1 protein-coding gene is annotated in these 19,912 nt (G+C 76.9%); it reads left to right on the plus strand.

Going from position 1 to position 19,912, the window contains the following annotated elements; all coding sequences use genetic code 11:
- Window positions 1-7: 7 nt before the first annotated feature.
- The gene (locus tag ACZ6KF_RS11165; protein WP_469238186.1) at window positions 8-19,912 is read left to right on the plus strand and encodes a non-ribosomal peptide synthase/polyketide synthase; all 19,905 of its coding nucleotides are present in this window, start codon (window positions 8-10) and stop codon (window positions 19,910-19,912) included.

Raw genomic sequence — 19,912 nt, forward strand, 5'->3', positions numbered from 1 at the left:
CAACCCCATGACGTCTTCGAAGCGAGACCGCGCCCAGGCCCTGCCGCAGGACCTCCAGGAAGAGCTGCGCCGCCGACTGGCCGGCCGTGCCGCCAAGGCCGCCGCCCGCCGGGGCATACCGCGCGCCGACCGCACCCGGCCGCTGCCGCTGTCCTTCGCCCAGCAGCGGCTGTGGTTCCTGGACCGGCTGCGGCCCGGCGACCCCCGCTACAACAGCGCCGTCGCCCTCCGCCTCACCGGCGCCCTCGACCACGACGCCCTGACCGCCGCGCTGGAGCTGGTGGCGGCCCGGCACGAGGCGCTGCGCACCACGTTCGACGAGGCCGACGGCAGACCCGTGCAGACCGTCCGCCCGGCCGGACCGCTCCCGCTGCCGGTCCGCGACCTCCCCGCGCCCGGCGACGCGACCGCCCTCGACGCCGCCCTGACCGCCGAGTACGAGCGCCCCTTCGACCTGCGCACCGGGCCCCTGCTGCGCGCCCTGCTGCTGCGCGAGTCGGACCGGGCGCACGTCCTGCTGCTGACCGCCCATCACATCGTCACCGACGGGTGGTCGATGGGCGTGCTCCTGGAGGAGCTGTGCACCGCCTACGACGCCCTGGCACAGGGCGCCGAGCCCGCGCTCGCGCCGGTGGCGACGCAGTACCCGGACTTCGCCGTCTGGCAGCGAGAGCAGCTCTCCGGCGACCGGCTGGAGCGCGAGATCGCCCACTGGAAGGAGCGGCTGGCGGGTGCGGTGGCGCCCGAGCTGCCGCTGGACCGGCCGCGCGGCGGTGAGGAGTCCGGCGCGGGCGCGGTGCACGCCTTCACCGTCCCCGCCGCCACCACGGCCCGCCTGAAGCACCTCGCGGCCGAGCGGCACACCACCCTGTTCGCCGCCCTCGTCGCCGCCTCCCAGGCCCTGCTGGCCCGCTGGTCGGGCCAGGACGACATCACCGTCGGCTCGCTCACCCCGGGCCGCGGCCGGACCGACCTCGAACGCGCCGTCGGCTTCTTCGTCAACACCGTCGTGCTGCGCACCCGCGTGGACACCGCCGGCTCCTTCCGCGACCTGCTCGACGCCGCGGGCGACACCGTCAACGACGCCTTCGCGCACGGCGACACGCCGTTCGAGCGGCTCGTGGAGGCCGTCGGCGCGAGCCGCGAGGCCGGCCGCAACCCCCTGTTCGACGTGATGGTCCTGCTGCACCCGGCGCCCCCGGCCGCCCCCGACCCGCGGGGCCTGGCCACCGCCCCGGTCGCCGTGCCCCGCCGGGCCGCCACCTTCGACCTGAGCGTCGAGTTCGTCCCGGACGGCGAGGGCCTCACCGGCCTGCTGGAGTACCGCACCGACCTGTTCGACGCGGACACGGCCGCCCGCATGGCCGACCAGCTGCTGCGCCTGCTGGACGCCGCCGCGACGGAACCGGACCGGCCGCTGGGCGCGCTGCCCCTGCTGTCGCCGCGGCAGCTGGAGCAGGTGACGCGCGACTGGAACGCCACCGACCTGCCCGTCCCCGACGAGACCGTTCCCGAGCTGTTCGCCCGCCGGGCCGCCCGCACCCCGGGGGCCACCGCCCTGGTCGCCGGGGACGACCGCCTGGACTACGCCACGCTCGACGCCCGCGCCGACCGCCTCGCCCGGCGTCTCGCCGCGCAGGGCGCCGGCCCCGAACGGCTGGTCGCGCTGCGACTGCCGCGCACCGCCGACATGGTCGTGGCGATCCTCGCCGTGTGGAAGGCGGGCGCCGGCTACCTCCCGCTCGACCCCGCGCTGCCCGAGGAGCGCGTCCGGTTCCTGCTCGCCGACGCCCGGCCCGCCCTCGTCCTGGACGAGACCGCGCTGCGCGAGGCGACCGCCGCCCCCGCGACCGGCGCGGGCCCGCTCGCGCCGCCCGACCCCGACACCACCGCCTACGTCATCTACACCTCCGGCTCCACCGGCCGCCCCAAGGGCGTCGCCGTGACGCACCGGGCCGCGGCGAACCTGCTGGCCGGCCACCGCGCCGGGTTCGTCGCCGAGGCGGGCGGCGGGCCGCTGCGGGTGGCGCTGACGGCGTCGTTCTCCTTCGACACCTCGCTGGAGGGCGTGCTGCTGATGGCCGACGGCCACCCGCTGCACTTGGTCGACGAGACGACCCGGCTGGACGCCGCCGCCCTCGTCGAGTACGTCGTGGAGCACCGCGTCGACTTCCTCGACCTCACCCCGACGTATCTGCGCCAGCTGCTGCCCGCCGGGCTGCTCACCGACCCGCGCCACCGGCCCCGGGTCCTGATGCTCGGCGGCGAGGCCGTGGGACCGGGGCTGTGGCGGGAACTGGCCGCGCTGCCGGACGTGGCCGCCTACAACTTCTACGGCCCCACCGAGTGCACGGTCGACGCGCTGGCGTGCCGGATCGAGGGCGACGGCCGGCCGAGCGTGGGCCGGCCGCTGGCCAACGTCCGCGCCTACGTCCTGGACGACCGGCTGCGGCCCGTGCCGCCCGGAGTCGGCGGCGAGCTCTACCTCGCGGGCGCGCAGCTGGCCCGCGGCTACGCGGGCCGGCCCGGCCCGACCGCCGCCCGCTTCCTCGCCGACCCGTTCGGCCCGCCCGGCTCCCGCATGTACCGCACCGGCGACCTGGCCCGCTGGAGCGCCGACGGCCGGCTCGACTACCTCGGCCGCGTCGACGACCAGGTCAAGGTGCGCGGCCACCGCATCGAGCCCGGCGAGGTGGAGGCGGTGCTGACCGACCTGCCGGAGGTCGCCGCCGCCGCGGTCGTCGCGGTCGCCGACCCGCACGGCCACACCCGCCTGGCCGCCCACCTCGTACCCGCCCCGGGCGCCGGGCGCCTGGACGTGGGCGCGGTCCGGGCGGCCTGCCGGCGGGTGCTGCCCGACCACATGACTCCGTCGTCGTTCACCGTGCTCGACGCCCTGCCGATGACCGTCAGCGGCAAGGTCGACCGGCGTGCCCTGCCCGCGCCCGACTTCGGGGGCGGCGAGCGGGACCGGGAGTTCGTCGCCCCGCGCACCCCGCAGGAGGAGGCCCTCGCGGGCATCTGGGCGGACGTGCTGGGCGTGCCCCGGGTCGGCGTCACCGACAACTTCTTCGAGCTGGGCGGCGACTCGATCCTGAGCATCCAGGCCGTCTCCCGCGCCCGCGCGGCCGGCCTCCGCCTGACCTCGCGGGACGTCTTCCGCCACCAGACCGTCGCCGACCTCGCCGCCGCCGCTTCCGGCCGCACCGCGGACGTCCCCGCGCCGAGCCTGCCGCGCGCCCAGGGGCCCGTCCCGCTGACGCCGATCCAGGAGTGGTTCTTCGCCGCGCACGGCCCGCTGCGCCACTTCTCCATGTCGATGCTGCTCGACCTGCCCCACGACCTCGACGAGCCGGCGCTGGAGCGCGCCCTGGAGGCCCTGGCCGTCCGCCATCCCGCGCTGCGCACCCGTTACGTCCGCACCGGGGACGCCTGGGAGCAGCACCCCGGCGACGGACCCGCCACCGGCCTGCTCACCCGCCACGACCTCGCCCGCGCCGGCGACGCCGAGGCCGCCCGCGAGCAGGCCGCCGAGGCCGCCCGCGCCGCCCTCGACCCGGCCACCGGCGCCCTGTTCCGCGCCGCCCTGCTCCAGCCCCCGCCCGGCGAACGCTCGCAACTATTCGTCGCCGCCCACCACTTGGCCGTGGACAGCGTCTCCTGGCGCATCCTCCTCGCCGACCTCGAACAGGCCTACCGGCAGGCCGCCCAGGGCGAACCCGTCCGACTGGACCCGGTCCCCGCCCCGTTCGCCGACTGGGCCGCGCACCTCTCCCGGCGGGTACGGGCCGGCGAGCTGGACGCCGACCTGCCGTACTGGACGCGTGAGGCCGCCGAGCCCCGCATCCCGCTGCCGGTCGACCGCCCCGGCGTCCCGCTCGCCGGATCGGTGCGCACCGTCCGCACCCGCGTCGACCGCGCCACCACCGAGGCCCTGCTGCGCCGGGTCCCCGCCGCCTACCGCACACAGGTCAACGACGTGCTGCTCAGCGCGCTCGGCCGGGTCCTCGCCGACTGGGCCGGGACCGACCGCGTGACCGTCGCCCTGGAGGGCCACGGCCGCGAGGACGAGGCGCTCGACCTGTCCCGCACGGTGGGCTGGTTCACCAGCCAGTACCCCGTCACCCTCGCCCCGGCCGGGCCGGCCGGCGCGCCCGACTGGGGCGCCACCCTCAAGGCGGTCAAGGAGCGGCTGCGCGCGGTGCCCCGGCACGGCCTGAGCCACGAGGCCCTGGCCCGCCTCGGCTCGCCCGACCCGGCCGCCCGCGCCCTGCGCGACCTCCCGCTGCCGCAGGTCTCCTTCAACTACCACGGCCAGTGGGAGGCCGGCGAGGGACACGACTTCGCCCCGGCGGGCGCCGTCCCCGGCCGCGACATCGCCGCCGACGAACCGCTGGACCACCTGCTCGACGTCTCCGCCGTCGTCGCGGGCGGCGAGCTGGAGATCACCTGGCACTACAGCGACACCGTCCACGACGACGGCACCGTGCGCACCCTCGCCGACGGCATGACCCGCGCGCTCGCCGCGATCGCCGAGCACTGCGCCCGCCCCGGCGCCGGCGGACGCACCCCCTCCGACTTCCCGCTGGCCCGCCTCGACCAGGCCGCCGTCGACCGGCTCGTCGGCGATGGACGGGACGTGGAGGACGTCCTGCCGCTGACGCCGCTCCAGGAGGGCATGCTGTTCCACCGGCTGGTCGGCGGCCCCGACGACGTCTACGTCGACCAGGCCGCGCTGCTGCTCGACGGCGTCGCCGACCCGCACGCCCTCGCCGCGGCCTGGCAGCGGGTCGCCGACCGCACGCCCGCCCTGCGGACCTGCGTGGTGTGGGAGGACGTGCCCGCGCCGCTGCAGATCGTGCGCCGGGAGGTCCGCGTCCCCGTCACCCACCTGGACTGGCGCGACCTCGGCGAACAGGAGCGCGCCGAACGGTTCGACCGGCTGCGCGCGCAGGACCTCGCCCGCGGCATCGACCTCGCCGCCGCGCCGCTGACGCGGCTGACACTGGTCCGGCTGCCCGACGCGCGGCTGCACCTGCTGTGGACCTCCCACCATCTGATCCTGGACGGCTGGAGCCTGGCCCAGGTGCTGACCGAGGTGTTCGAGGAGTACGCCGCGCTCACCGCCGGCGCCGAGCCCCGCCCGCCCGTGCGGCGGCCCTTCGGCGACTACGTGCGCTGGCTGGCCGACCAGGACGCCGACGCGGCCCGCGCCCACTGGCGCGACGTCCTCGCCGGCTTCGCCGAGCCCACCCCGCTGCCCGTCGACCGCCCGCTGCGCGAGGCGCACCGGGCCCGCTCGGCGGACGTCCATGTCGCCGGGCTGGGCGAGGAGGCGTCGGCGCGGCTCGCGCGCACCGCACGCGACGCCGGGCTCACCCTCAACACGGTCGTGCAGGGCGCGTGGGCGCTGCTGCTGTCCCGCTACGCCGCCGAACCCGACGTGGTCTTCGGCGCCACCGTCTCCGGCCGCCCCGACGACCTGCCCGGCGTCGAGTCGATGGTGGGCATGTTCATCAACACCGTGCCCACCCGGGTCCGCGTGGACGCCCGGCGCACGGCCGCCGAGTGGCTGCGCGAACTCCAGGACGCGCAGGCCGAGTCCAGACGGTTCGCCGCCGTGTCGCTGGCGGAGCTGACGCAGCTGACCGACGTGCCCTCCGGCAGCCCGCTCTTCCACAGCATGGTCGCCTTCGAGAACTACCCCTTCGACGAGGCCCGCGCGGCCGGCTCCGGGATCCGCCTGACGGAGGTGGCCTCCCGCGACGCCACCAACTACCCGCTCGTGCTGCGCGCCTACCACGGCGAACGCCTCGGCTTCGACCTCGCCTACGACCCCGCCCTGTTCGACGCCGGCACCGTCCGCGCGCTCGCCGGCCGGCTCTGCCTGCTGCTCACCGAGATCGCCGACCACCCCGGCCGGCCCTTGCGCGCCCTCGCCTGGACGACCGCCGAGGAACGGCGGCGGATGCTCGCCGACTGGAACGGCGCCCAGGAGGGCCGCCCCGACGAGACCCTCGTCGACCTGTTCGAGGCGCAGGCCGCCCGCACCCCCGACGCGATCGCCGTCACCTGCGACGCCGACCGCCTCGACTACGCCACGCTCGACGCCCGCGCCGGCCGGCTCGCCCACCGCCTCGCCGAACTCGGGGCCGCCCCCGAGCGATTCGTCGCCCTGGCCCTGCCCCGCTCCACCGACCAGGTCGTCGCGATCCTCGCGGTCCTGAAGACGGGCGCGGCCTATCTGCCCGTCGACCCCAACTCACCGGCCGAACGCGTCGCCCACCTGCTCGCCGACGCCGCCCCCGTGACGCTGGTGACCACCACCGGCACGGCCGCGCTCGCCGACGGCACCGACGTGCCGGTGCTGCTCCTGGACGACCCCGGCGTCCGCGCCGACCTCGACCGGCGCCCGGCCGGCGGCCCCGGACCGGCCCGCCGCCCGCTGCCGGAGAGCCCCGCCTACGCCATCTACACCTCCGGCTCCACCGGCCGCCCCAAGGGCGTGGTGATCCCGCACGCCAACGTGGTGCGGCTGTTCACCCGCACCGCCCCCTGGTTCGGCTTCGGCGCGGACGACGTGTGGACGCTGTTCCACTCCTACGCCTTCGACTTCTCGGTGTGGGAGCTGTGGGGCCCGCTGCTGCACGGCGGCCGGCTCGTCGTCGTCCCCGACGAGACCGCCCGCTCCCCGGAGGACTTCCTGCGCCTGCTGGCCGACGAACGGGTCACGGTCCTCAACCAGACGCCGTCCGCCTTCTACCCGCTGATCCGCGCGGACGCCGAACACCCCGAGGTCGGCGCCCGGCTGGCGCTGCGCACGGTCGTCTTCGGCGGCGAGGCACTCGACGTCGGCCGCCTCGCCGACTGGTGGGCCCGCCACCCCGACACCGCGCCGCGGCTGGTCAACATGTACGGCATCACCGAGACCACCGTGCACGTCACCCACGCCCCCCTGGACGCCGCCACCGCGCGCACCGGCCCGGCCAGCCCCATCGGCGTGGCCATCCCCGACCTGCGCGTGTACGTCCTCGACGCCGGACTGGCCCCCGTGCCGCCCGGCGCGGTCGGCGAGCTGTACGTCGCCGGGGAGGGCCTGGCCCGCGGCTACCTGGGCCGCCCCGGCCTGACCGCCTCCCGCTTCCTCGCCGACCCCTTCGGGCGGCCCGGCAGCCGGATGTACCGCACCGGCGACCGGGCCAGGTGGCGCGCCGACGGCACCCTGGAGTACCTGGGCCGCGCCGACGCCCAGGTCAAGATCCGCGGCTACCGCATCGAGCCCGGCGAGATCGAGGCCGCCCTGCACACCCACCCCGGCGTCGCCGAGGCCGCCGTCGGCGTGTTCGAGGACGCGTCCGGCACCCGCCGGCTCGTGGCCCACGTCGTCGGCCCCGGCGGCGACGCGGCGCCCGCGGCGGCCGAGCTGCGTGCCCACCTGGAGCGGCTGCTGCCCGCCCACATGGTGCCCGCCGCCTATGTGCCGATGCCCGCGCTGCCGCTCACCGTCAACGGCAAGCTCGACCGGCGCGCCCTGCCCGCGCCCGGCCCGGACGGCTACGCCGCCGGCGCCGACCGCACCCCGCCGCGCACGCCCGCCGAACGGCTGGTCGCCGCCGCCTGGGCCGACGTGCTCGGCGCGGGCGAGGTGAGCGCCGGGGACGACTTCTTCGCCCTCGGCGGCGACTCCATCCTCGCCGTCCGCGTCACCGCCCGGCTGCGCGCCGCCTTCGGCCCCGACGTCTCCCCGCGGCTGCTGTTCACCCACCCCACCGTGTCCGCCCTGGCCGCCGTGCTCGGCGAACCCGCGGCGGACGGGACAGCCGTGTCCGCCGACGCCATCCCCGCCACCGCGCCGCGGACCCCGGCCCCGCTGTCGTACGCCCAGCAACGCCTGTGGTTCCTCGACCGGTTCGAGCCGGGCAGCACCGAGTACACCACCCTGTCCGTGCTCCGCCTGCGCGGCCCGCTGGACGAACCGGCGCTGCGCGCCGCGCTGGAGGGACTGGTCGCCCGGCACGAGGCGCTGCGCACCACCTTCACCGAACAGGACGGCCAGGCACGGCAGCTGGTGCACCCGCCGCACCCGGTCGACCTGCCCGTGGACGACCTCACCGCGGCCCCCGACCCGGGCGCCGCCCTCCACGCGGTGCTGGAACGCGAGGCCGGCACGCCCTTCGACCTGGCCGCCGGACCGCTCCTGCGCGCCCGGCTGGCCCGGTTCTCCGCCGACGAGCACGCGCTGCTCCTCGCCGTCCACCACATCGTCACCGACGGCTGGTCGCTCGGCGTCCTCGGCCGCGACCTGGGCGAGCTGTACGCGGCGGCGCACGAGGGCCGCCCACCCCAGCTCCCGCCGCTGCCCGTGCGGTACGCCGACCACGCCGCCTGGCAGCGCTCCCGCGCCGACCACGTCGAGAAGCAACTCGCCTACTGGCGCACCGCGCTGGACGGCGTGCCCCCGCTGGAACTGCCCACCGACCGGCCGCGTCCCGCCGTACGCGGCCGGGAGGGCGCGCTGCACACCTTCACCCTGCCCGCAGCACTTGCCGACCGGCTCCGCGCCCGCGGCCGGGAGGCCGACGCGACCCTCTACATGACCCTGCTGAGCGCCTGCACGGTGCTGCTCTCCCGCTGGGCGGACCAGGAGGACGTCGCCGTCGGCACCGTCACCGCCGGCCGCGACCGGCCCGAACTGCACGACGTGGTCGGCATGTTCGTGAACACCGTGGTCCTGCGCAACCGGGTGCGCCCCGGCATGTCCTTCCGGGACCTGCTGGAGCGCACGCGCACCACGGTGCTGGAGGCGTTCGCGCACCAGGACGTGCCCTTCGAGCGGCTGGTCGACGCCCTCCAGCCCGAGCGCGACACCAGCCGCACCCCGCTGTTCCAGGTCATGGTCGCCCTGCACAACCTGGGCGTCCGGGCCCCGGAGCTGCCCGGACTGGACGTCGAGCCGGTGACGCCGCCCGTGCGCAACGCGACCTTCGACCTCGCCTTCGACTTCGTGGAGGACGACGGCGGCCTCACCGGTCATCTGGAGTACAACACCGGCCTGTTCGACGAGGCCACCATCCGCCGGCTGGCCGCCCGGCTGCGGCTGCTGCTGGAGGCGGCGGCCGAGGACCCGGACCGCGACTGCCGGGCGCTGGAGCTGATGACCGCCGCCGAGCGCCGCCAGGTGCTGCACGACTGGCAGGGCCCGCGCCTCACCGTCGAGAACACCACGTTCCCGGCGCTCTTCGAGGCGCAGGCCGCCCGCACCCCGCACCTCACCGCCCTGGCCGCCCGTGACGCCACCCTCACCTACGCCGCCCTCAACGAGCGCGCCAACCGGCTCGCCCACCACCTCATCGCCCTGGGCGTGGCCCCCGAGCACGTCGTCGCCGTACGGCTGCCCCGCACCAGCGACCTGCTGGTGACGCTGTTCGCCGTCGCCAAGGCGGGCGGCGTCCTGCTCAGCCTCGACCCCGACCTGCCCGCGGAGCGCGCCGCCCACCTCCTCGCGGACGCCGCCCCGCACACGGTGGTCACCGAGGACACCCTGCGCGACACGCCCTGGGACCGGCTTCCCGCCCACGACCCGACCGACCGCGACCGGCGGGCCCCGCTGCGCCCGGACCACGCCGCGTACATCGTCTACACCTCCGGTTCCACCGGCCGCCCCAAGGGCGTCGTGGTCGAGCACCGCCAGCTGGTCAACCTCTGCCACGACCACCGAGAAGGGCTCGTCGCCCCGCACACCGCCGACGGGCGGCGGCTGCGCGCCGCGCTCAGCGCCTCCTTCTCCTTCGACACGTCCTGGGAGGGGCCGCTGCTGCTCGCCCTCGGGCAGGAGGTCCACCTCGTCGACGAGGACGTGCGCCTGGACCCGGAGGCGTTCTGCGCCCAGGTCGCCGGCCACGCCCTGGACCTCGTCAACGTCACCCCGTCGTTCCTGCGCGAACTCACCGCCGCCGGACTGCTCGCCCCCGGCCGCCACCACCCGCGCGTCCTGCTCGTCGGCGGCGAGGCCATCGGCGCCGACGCCTGGCGGGAGCTGTGCGCCGCGGCCGGCCTCGGCGTCACCGCGTACAACATGTACGGGCCCACCGAGTGCACCGTCGACGCCGCCTACGGGCGCTGCGCCGAACGGCCCGACCGCCCGGTCGTCGGCCGCCCCGGCCGCAACCTGCGCGCCTACGTCCTCGACGGCGCGCTGCGGCCGGTGCCGCCCGGCGTGCCCGGCGAGCTGTACCTGGCCGGCGCGCAGGTGGCCCGCGGCTACCTGGGCCGCCCCGGCCTGACCGCCGCGCGTTTCCTCGCCGACCCGTTCGGCGCGCCGGGGGAGCGGATGTACCGCACCGGCGACCGCGCCCGCTGGGACGACCGGGGCCTGCTGGAGTTCCTCGGCCGCACCGACGAACAGATCAAGATCCGCGGCTTCCGCATCGAGCCCGGCGAGGTGGAGGCCGCGCTGCTCGCCCTCCCCGAGGTCGCCGACGCCGTGGTGACCGCGCGGGAACACGCCGGCCGCCCGATGCTCGTGGCCCACCTCGTGCCCGCCGGCGACCGCACCCCGTCCCACGACGCCCTGCGGCTCGCGCTGCGGCGCACCCTGCCCGACCACATGGTCCCGGCGGCGTTCGTCCCGCTGGAGCGGATCCCGCGCACCAGCACCGGCAAGACCGACCGGCGCGCCCTGCCCGCCCCGCCCGCGCAGCCCGACCCCACCACGGCCTACGTCGCCCCCCGGCCCGGCGCGGAGGAGACCCTGGCCGGCATCTGGGCGGACGTACTGCGCGTCGAACGCGTCGGCGCGCGCGACAACTTCTTCGCCCTGGGCGGCGACTCCATCCTCAGCATCCAGATCGTCTCCCGGGCCCGCCAGGCCGGGCTGGCGCTGACCACCAAGGACGTCTTCCGGCACCAGACGGTCGCCGAACTCGCCCTGCGCGTCACCGCGACCGGCCCCGCCCGCGCCACGGACCAGGCCCCGCCCGCCGAGGCCCCGCTCACGCCGATCCAGCACTGGTACCTCGACGGCCGCCGCGAGGGCGACCCGATGCGCTTCACCATGACCCAGCGCCTCGAACTCGCCCCCGACGCCGACCCGTCGGCCCTGCGCACCGCCGTGGACGCCCTCGTGCGCCACCACCCCGCTCTGCGCACCCGCTTCCGCCGCACCGGCGACGGCTGGCGCCAGGAGGTCCTGCCCGAGGCCCCGGACGGCATCCTCACCCACCACGACGTGCGCGGCCTGCACGGACCCGAGCTGGAGGCGGAGGCGGCGCGGGCGGCCGACGCGGCACGCGCCGGGCTCGACCCGGCCGAGGGACGGGTGCTGCGCGTCCTGCTCCTCGACCGCGGCCCCGACGAGCCGTCGCAACTCCTCGTCACCGCCCACCACCTGGTCGTGGACGGCGTCTCCTGGCGCATCCTGCTCGCCGACCTGGAGACCGCCCACCGCGCCGCCGCGGCCGGGCTCCCCGTCGAGCTGCCCCCGGCCACCAGCGCGTACGGCCACTGGGCGCAGCGCCTGGAACGGCACACCCGCTCCGGATGCCTCGACCACGACCTCGACCACTGGCGGCGCACCGCCGCCGCACCCGCGGACCTGCCCGCCGGACGGCCCGGGCCCAACACCCACGGCACGGCCGCCACCCTCACCGTGCGGCTGGAGCCGGAGACCACCGAGGCCCTGCTGCGCCGCGTCCCCGACGTCTACCGCACGCAGGTGAACGACGTCCTGCTCAGCGCCCTCGGCCGCACCCTGGCCCGCTGGTGCGGGCGCGACACCGTGCTCGTCGGCGTCGAGGGACACGGCCGCGAGGACCTCTTCGACGACCTGGACCTGTCCCGGACCGTCGGCTGGTTCACCGCCGAGTTCCCGCTCGCCCTGCGCGTCGCCCCCGACGCCGGCTGGCACGACACCCTGCGCTCGGTCAAGGAACAGCTGCGCGCGGTGCCGCTGCACGGGCTGAGCCACGGCGCGCTGCGCCACCTCCTGCCCGACAGCCCCCTCGCCGAAGGCCCGGCCCCGCGGGTCGGCTTCAACTACCACGGCCAGTGGGACGCGGGCGCCGGCGCGACGGGCCTCTTCGGAGCCGCCCTGCCCCCGGCCGGTTCCGACACCGATCCCGGCGAGACGCGCCCCTACCTGCTGGACGTCACCGGCGTCGTCCAGGACGGCCGGCTCGAACTGGGGTGGACCTACCCCCCGGCCGTGTACGACGAGGCCACGGTCCGCCGGCTGGCCGAGGAGATGTGCGCGGCCCTGCGCGACATCGCCGCCCACTGCGCCCGGCCGGACGCGGGCGGACGCACCCCGTCCGACTTCCCGCTCGCCGGGCTCGGCCAGGCCGACCTCGACCGGCTGGTGGGCGACGGCCGGGGCGTGGCGGACGTGCTGCCGCTGACGCCGTTGCAGGCCGGGATGCTCTTCCACGGCCTGGTGGACACGGCGGGCGCCTACTTCGACCGGACGGCCGTGCGGCTGTCCGGCGTGGCCGACCCGGAGGCGTTCGCCGCCGCCTGGCAGCAGGTCGCCGACCGCACGGAGGCCCTGCGCACCAGCGTGCACTGGCAGGGGCTGCCGCACCCCGTCCAGGTCGTCCACGAGCGGGTGGAACTGCCCGTCACCCACCTGGACTGGCGGTGCCTGACGCCCCGGGAGCGGGAGCGGGCGACCGAGGAGCTGCTCGCCGCCGACCGCGCGGCCGGCATGGACCTCACCGCCGCCCCGCTCACCCGCGTCGCCCTCGCCGCGCTCCCCGGCGACGAGGTCCTGCTGCTGTGGTCCTCCCACCATCTGATCCTGGACGGCTGGAGCACCGGCCAACTGCTCACCGAGGTCTGTGAGCGCTACGCAGCCCTCACCGGCGGACCCGAGGCGCCCGCTCCGGTGCGGCGGCCCTTCGCGGACTTCCTGCGCTGGCTGCACGACCAGGACGAGCACGCCGCCGAGGCCCACTGGGCCGACGCCCTCGCCGGCTTCGCCGCCCGCACCCCGCTGCCGTACGACCGCACGCCCGCCGAGGCGCACCGCTCCCGCGCCTCCGCCGTCGTGCGCCGGCAACTGGACGAGCGGGTCTCGGCCCGCCTGCGGGAGGCGGCGGCAAGGGCCGGGCTCACGGTGAACACCGTGGTCGAGGGCGCGTGGGCGCTGTTCCTGGCCCGGCACGGCGGACGCGACGACGTCGTGTTCGGCACGACCGTCTCCGGGCGGCCCGCCGAACTGCCGGGCGTCGACACCATGATCGGCATGTTCATCAACACCGTGCCCACCCGTGTCCGGGTGACCGGCGGGGGAGCGGTCTCCTGGCTGCGCGGGGTGCAGGAACGCGGCAGCGACGCCCGCCGGTACGACTTCCTCGCGCTGCCCCGCATCCAGGCGCTGAGCGAAGTCCCCGCCGGTGAGGCCCTGTTCGACAGCATGGTCGTCTTCGAGAACTACCCCGTGGACGAGTCCGCCACGGCCAGGACCGGCGTGCGCGTCGAGGACGTGCGCGCCGACGACGCGCCCACCTTCCCGCTGTGCCTGCGCGCCTACCTCGGCGACCGGCTCGGCCTCGATCTCGCCTACGACGCCGACCTGTTCGACCGGGACACCGCCGAACGGGCCGCGGCCCGGCTGACCACCCTGCTCACCGCCCTCGCCGACGCCCTCGACACCGACGCGGACGTCACCGGCCTGGAACCGCTCACGGAGGCCGACCGCGCCCTGCTCGCGCAGTGGAACGCCACCGCCCGCCGGCAGGCCCCGCTCAGCCCCGTCGACCTCTTCGCCGAGCAGGCCCGCCGCACCCCCGACGCCCCCGCCCTGCGCGACGGCGACACCGAACTGACCTACCGTCGACTCGACGCCTGGTCGGACGCTGTGGCCTCACGGCTGCTCGCGGACGGACTGCGGCCCGAGGACCGGGTGGCGCTGCCGATGGACCGCTGCGCCGAACTCGTCGTCGCCCAGCTCGCCGTCCTCAAGGCGGGCGGCGCGTACGTGCCCGTGGACGCCCGCGCCCCCGAGGAACGCCGCCGGGCCCTGATCGCGCGGGCCGGAGCCACGGCCGAGCTGACCGCCGACGGCGTCGCCGCCGCCCGCACCCCCGTGCCGGACGCCCCCGCCCCCGTGCCGGGCGACCCCGACCGGCTGGCGTACGTGATGTTCACCTCCGGCTCCACCGGCGAGCCCAAGGCCGTCGCCGTACGCCACCGGGACGTCGCCTCCCTCGCCACCGACGGCCGCTTCGCCGACGGCGTGTGCGGGCGGGTGCTGCTGCACTCGCCGGTCGCGTTCGACGCGGCGACCTTCGAGGTGTGGGCGCCGCTGCTCACCGGCGGCTGCGTCGTCGTCGCGCCCGGACGGCCCCTGGACGCCGCGCTGCTGCGGAGGCTGGTGGCCGAGGAGGAGCTGACCGCGCTGTGGCTGACCGCCGGGCTGTTCCGGCTGCTGGCCCAGGACGCGCCGGACGGCTTCGCCGGTCTGCGGCAGGTGTGGACCGGTGGCGACGTCGTGCCCGCCGCGGCCGTGCGCCGGGTCCTCGCCGCCTGCCCCGGCCTGACCGTGGTGGACGGCTACGGCCCCACCGAGACCACCACCTTCGCCACCTCCTTCCCGCTCGCCGACGCCGCCGCCGTGCCCGACACCGTGCCCATCGGCCGCCCCCTCGACGACATGCGGGTCCACGTCCTCGACGCCCGGCTCCGGCCCGTTCCCCCGGGCTGCGCGGGCGAGCTGTACCTCGCCGGCGAGGGCGTGGCGCGCGGCTACCTCGGCCGCCCCGGCGACACCGCCGCCCGCTTCCTCGCCGACCCCGCGGGCCCGCCCGGCGCGCGCATGTACCGCACCGGCGACCTCGCCCGCCGCCGCCCCGACGGCACGGTCGAGTTCCTGGGCCGCGCCGACGACCAGGTGAAGATCCGCGGCTTCCGCGTCGAACCCGGCGAGGTCGAGGCCGCCCTCGCCGCCCACCCCGGCGTCGCCGACGTGGCCGTGCTGGCCCGCGCCGACGGCCCCGGCGGCCGGCGCCTGGTCGCCTACGTGGTCGGCCCCGACGACCTCACCGAGGTGCGGGAATTCGCCCGGCGCACACTGCCCGACTACCTCGTCCCCTCCGCCTTCGTCGCCCTCCCGGCGCTGCCGCTCAGCCGCAACGGCAAGGTCGACCGGGCGGCCCTGCCCGCACCGGAGCCGGCCGCCCCGGGCGGCACGCCGGCCGAGCCGCGCACCGACGCCGAGCGGCGCACCGCCGAGATCTTCGCCGACGTCCTCGGCGTGGACCGGCCCGGCGTGGAGGACGACTTCTTCCAACTGGGCGGCGACTCCATCCTCAGCATCCGCCTGGCCACCCGCCTCGCCGAGGCGTTCGCCGCCGAGCTGTCGCCCCGCGAGGTCTTCACCCACCCCACGCCCGCCGCCCTCGCCGCCCTCCTCACCGGACAGGAACACCGGGGCGACGCGCCGGCCGCGATCGTCCCCGTGCCCCGGGACACGCCCGCGCCGATGTCGTACGCCCAGCAACGCCTCTGGTTCCTGGAGGAGTTCGCGCCGAACAGCGGCGAGTACGTCACCGCGCTGGCCCTGCGGCTGCGCGGCGCGCTCGACGTGGCCGCCCTCACCGCCGCCCTCGGCGCCCTCGCCGAACGGCACGAGGCGCTGCGCACCACCTTCGACACGGTCGACGGCCGGGGCGTGCAGATCGTCCACCCGCCGTCCGGCGTGCCGCTGCCGCTGCACGACCTGTCCCCCCTGGCGGACGAGGCCCGCGCGGCCCGCCTGGACGCCCTGCTGGCCGCCGAACGCGCCCGCGCCTTCGACCTGCGGCGCGGCCCGCTCCTGCACGCCGGGCTGATCCGGCTCGCCGACGACGAGCACGTGCTGACCCTGACCCTGCACCACATCGTCACCGACGGCTGGTCGACCGGCGTCCTCACCGGCGACCTCGCCCACTTCTACCGCGTCGAACTGGGCGTGGAGAAGGAGAAGTTGCCGCCCCTGCGGGTGCAGTACGCCGACTACGCCCACTGGCAGCGCGCCCACGGCACGGACGAGCAGCTCGCCCACTGGAAGGAGCACCTCGCGGGCCTTCAGACGCTGAACCTGCCCACCGACCGGCCGCGCCCGCCCGTGCGCACCCACGACGGCGCCTCCGTGCGGTTCACCCTGCCCGGCCGCACGGCCCGCCGCCTCGCCCAGGTCGGCCGCGACCGGCAGGCCACCCTCTTCACCACCCTCGTCGCCGCCGCCCAGGCCTATCTGGCCCGGCTGACCGGCGGCCGGGACATCGCCGTCGGCACGGTCACCTCCGGCCGCGACCGCGCCGAGACGCAGGGCCTCGTCGGGTTCTTCGTCAACACCCTCGTGCTGCGCTCCCGGGTCGAACCGGACCGGCCGTTCCCCGAGTTCCTCGCCGACGTGCGCGGCACCGTCCTGGACGCCTTCGCCCACCAGGAGGCCCCGTTCGAGCGGGTGGTGGACGAGGTGCAGCCGGTCCGCGACACCAGCCGCACCCCCCTCTTCCAGGTCATGGTCGTCCTGCAGAACGCCCCCGCGGCCGGCCTCGACCTGCCGGGCGTCGAGGTCGCCGACGTCGACACCGAACTGCGGCACGCGGCGTTCGACCTCACCTTCGAGTTCGCCGAGGCCGCCGACGGCGCCCTGGACGGCGTGGTCACCTACAACACCGACCTGTTCGAGGCGGCCACCGCCGCCCGCATGGCCGACCAGCTCACCACCCTGCTGACCGCCGTCGCCGAGGACCCCGACCGGCCGGTGGGCGCCCTGCCGCTCGCCACCGACGCGACCCTGCGGGCCGTCCTCGACCTCGGACGCGGCACGGCCCCCGAGGCGGCCCCCGCGACCCTGCCCGAGCTGTTCGAACGACAGGCCGCCCGCACCCCCGACGCGGTCGCCGTGTCCGACGCCGGCGGCCGGGAGCTGACGTACGCGGACGTGGAGTGCGCCGCCAACCGGCTCGCGCACCGGCTCATCGCCCAGGGGGTCGGCCCCGAGGACATCGTGGCGCTGGCCCTGCCCCGCGGCGCCGCAACGGTCGTCGCCCAGCTCGCGGTGGCCAAGGCCGGCGGGGCCTTCCTGCCCGTCGACCCCGACTACCCCGAACAGCGCCGCGAGTTCATGCTCCGCGACGCGGGCGCCCGGCTGGTCCTGGCCGACCCCGCCGCCGTATGGGAGGCGGACGGCCCGGACACCGCCCCCACGGACGCCGACCGCCTCGCGCCGCTGACCGTCGCCCACCCGGCGTACACCATCTACACCTCCGGCTCCACCGGCGCCCCCAAGGGCGTCGTGGTCACCCACACGGGCCTCGCCGCCTTCGCCTCGGCAGCCGCCGCGCGCTACGACGCGGGCCCCGGCGACCGGGTCCTCCAGTTCGCCTCGCCCAGCTTCGACGCCTCGGTGCTGGAGCTGTGCGTGTCCCTGCTCACCGGCGCCACCCTGGTCACCGGCGAGGAAGGGCCGCTGGTCGGGGAGCGGCTCGCCCAGGTCCTCGCCGAACGGCGTATCAGCCACACCCTGATCCCGCCGGCCGCCCTGGCCACGGTCGCCCCCGAGACCGCCGCCGCCCTTCCCCACCTGCGCACCCTCATCGTCGGCGCCGAGGCCTGCCCGGCCCACCTGGTCGACCGGTGGGCCCCGGGACGCCGGATGATCAACTCGTACGGCCCCACCGAGGCCACCGTCGTCGCCACCTGGACCGGCCCCCTCGCCCCCGGGGAGGGGGCCCCGCCCATCGGCGGCCCGGCCGGCGCCACCCGCGTCCACGTCCTCGACGCCGCCCTGCGCCCCGTCCCGCCCGGCGTCACCGGCGAGCTGTACGTCGCCGGACCCGGACTGGCCCGCGGCTACCTGGGCCGGCCCGGCCTCACCGCGGCCCGCTTCGTCGCCGCCCCCTTCGGCGCACCCGGCGAGCGGATGTACCGCACCGGCGACCTCGCCCGCTGGGACGCGGAGGGCCGGCTGCGCTTCGCCGGACGCGCCGACGACCAGGTCAAGCTGCGCGGCTTCCGCATCGAACCCGGGGAGATCGAGAACGCCCTGCGCGGCCACCCGCGGGTGCGGGACGCGGTCGTCGTCGTACGCGGCGGCGACGGCTCCGGCTCCGCGCGGCTCGTGGCCTACGTCGTGCCCGCCGCCCCCGATCAGGCGCCCGCCTCCGAGCTGCGCGACCACCTGGCCGGGCTGCTCCCGCCGCACATGGTGCCCTCCGCGTTCGTCCCGCTGGAGCGGCTGCCGCTCACCCCGAACGGCAAGACCGACCGGCGCGCCCTGCCCGAACCCGGCGCCGCGCACACGGCCGCCGGACCGCGCACGGCCCCGCGCACCGACACCGAGAAGCGCATCGCCCGCATCTGGGCCGACGTCCTCGGCGTGCCCGAGGTCGGCGCGCACGACAACTTCTTCCACCTCGGCGGCGACTCGATCCTGAGCATGCAGGTCGTCTCCCGGCTGCGGCGCGACGGACTGCACCTGGCCACCCGCGACCTGTTCACCCACCAGACGGTGGCCGAGCTGGCCGCCGTCGTCGCCGCGGCGCCCGAGCCGTCCGGGGACCACGGGCCGGTGAGCGGCGAGGTCCCGCTCACCCCCATCCAGGACTGGTTCCTGACCGCGCCGCGCGCCAGCCACGCGCACTTCAACCAGTCCCTGCTGGTCGAACTGCACGCCACCCCGGACGCCGCCGCGCTGGAGACCGCTCTCGCCGCCCTGCTGGACCACCACGACGCCCTGCGCATGCGCTTCACCCGCGACGGGGACGGCTGGCGGCAGTTCAACCCGCCGCCCTCCGACACCGGCCCCGCGCAGCTGCTCCCCCGCCACGACCTCGGCGGACTGACGCCCGCGGAGGCCGACGCGGCGATGGAGAAGGCCGCCGACGACCTGCACACCGGCTTCGACCTGGCGCGCGGCCCGCTGCTGCGGGCGGCCCTGTTCGACGGCGGCGCCGACCGGCCCGCCTTCCTCCTCCTGGTCGCCCACCACCTCGTCGTGGACGCCGTCTCCTGGCGCATCCTGCGCGACGACCTGGAGGCCGCCTACCGCCAGGCCCTGCGGGGCGGCCCGGTCGCCCTCGGCGAGCGCACCACCTCCTTCCGCGACTGGGCCCGAGGCCTCGCCGCGCATGTCGCCTCCGGCGCCCTCGACCACGAACTGCCCTACTGGGAACGGGCGGTGGCCGCCGACCCGCTCCCGGCCCCACCCGCCACCGGACCCGAGGCCGGCCGCGTGGAGGTGCTCGGCGTCGCACTGGACGAGGCGGACACCGAGGCCCTGCTGCGCGCCGCGCCGACCGCCTACCGCACCCGCGTCAACGACGTGCTGCTCGCCGCCCTCGCCCTGGCCCTCGCCCGCTGGACCGGACGCGAGGAGATCCGACTGGACCTGGAGGGACACGGTCGCGAGGACGTCCTCGACGACGTGGACCTCTCCCGCACCGTCGGCTGGTTCACCACCGTCCACCCGGTCGCCCTGCGCGTGTCCGAACCGGGGGAACCGCTCCCCGGCCGGGACTGGCGGACCCTGGTGAAGTCGGTGCGCCGCCAGCTGCGCGCCGTCCCCGGCGGCGGCCTCGGCTTCGGCGCCCTGCGCACCTACGGCCCGCCCGAGGTGCGCGAGCGGCTCGGTCGGGCGGCCCACGGCCAGGTCGTCTTCAACTACCTCGGCCAGTGGGACGCCCGCCCGGAAACGCCCGGGGACGGACTCGTCCGCGCCGAGCACGGCTCCTTCGGCCGGGACCACGACCCGCGCGACAGCGGATCGCACCCGCTGGAGGTGGTCGGCGCGGTCCAGGCCGGACGGCTGTCCTTCACCTGGCACCACCGGCCCGCCCTGCACGACACCGACACCGTCCGCCGCGTCGCCGAGGACTTCGCCGAGGCGCTGCGCCACATCGCCCGGCACGCCCGGGACAGCCGGTGA

Source organism: Streptomyces sp. NPDC046379 (assembly GCF_055587785.1).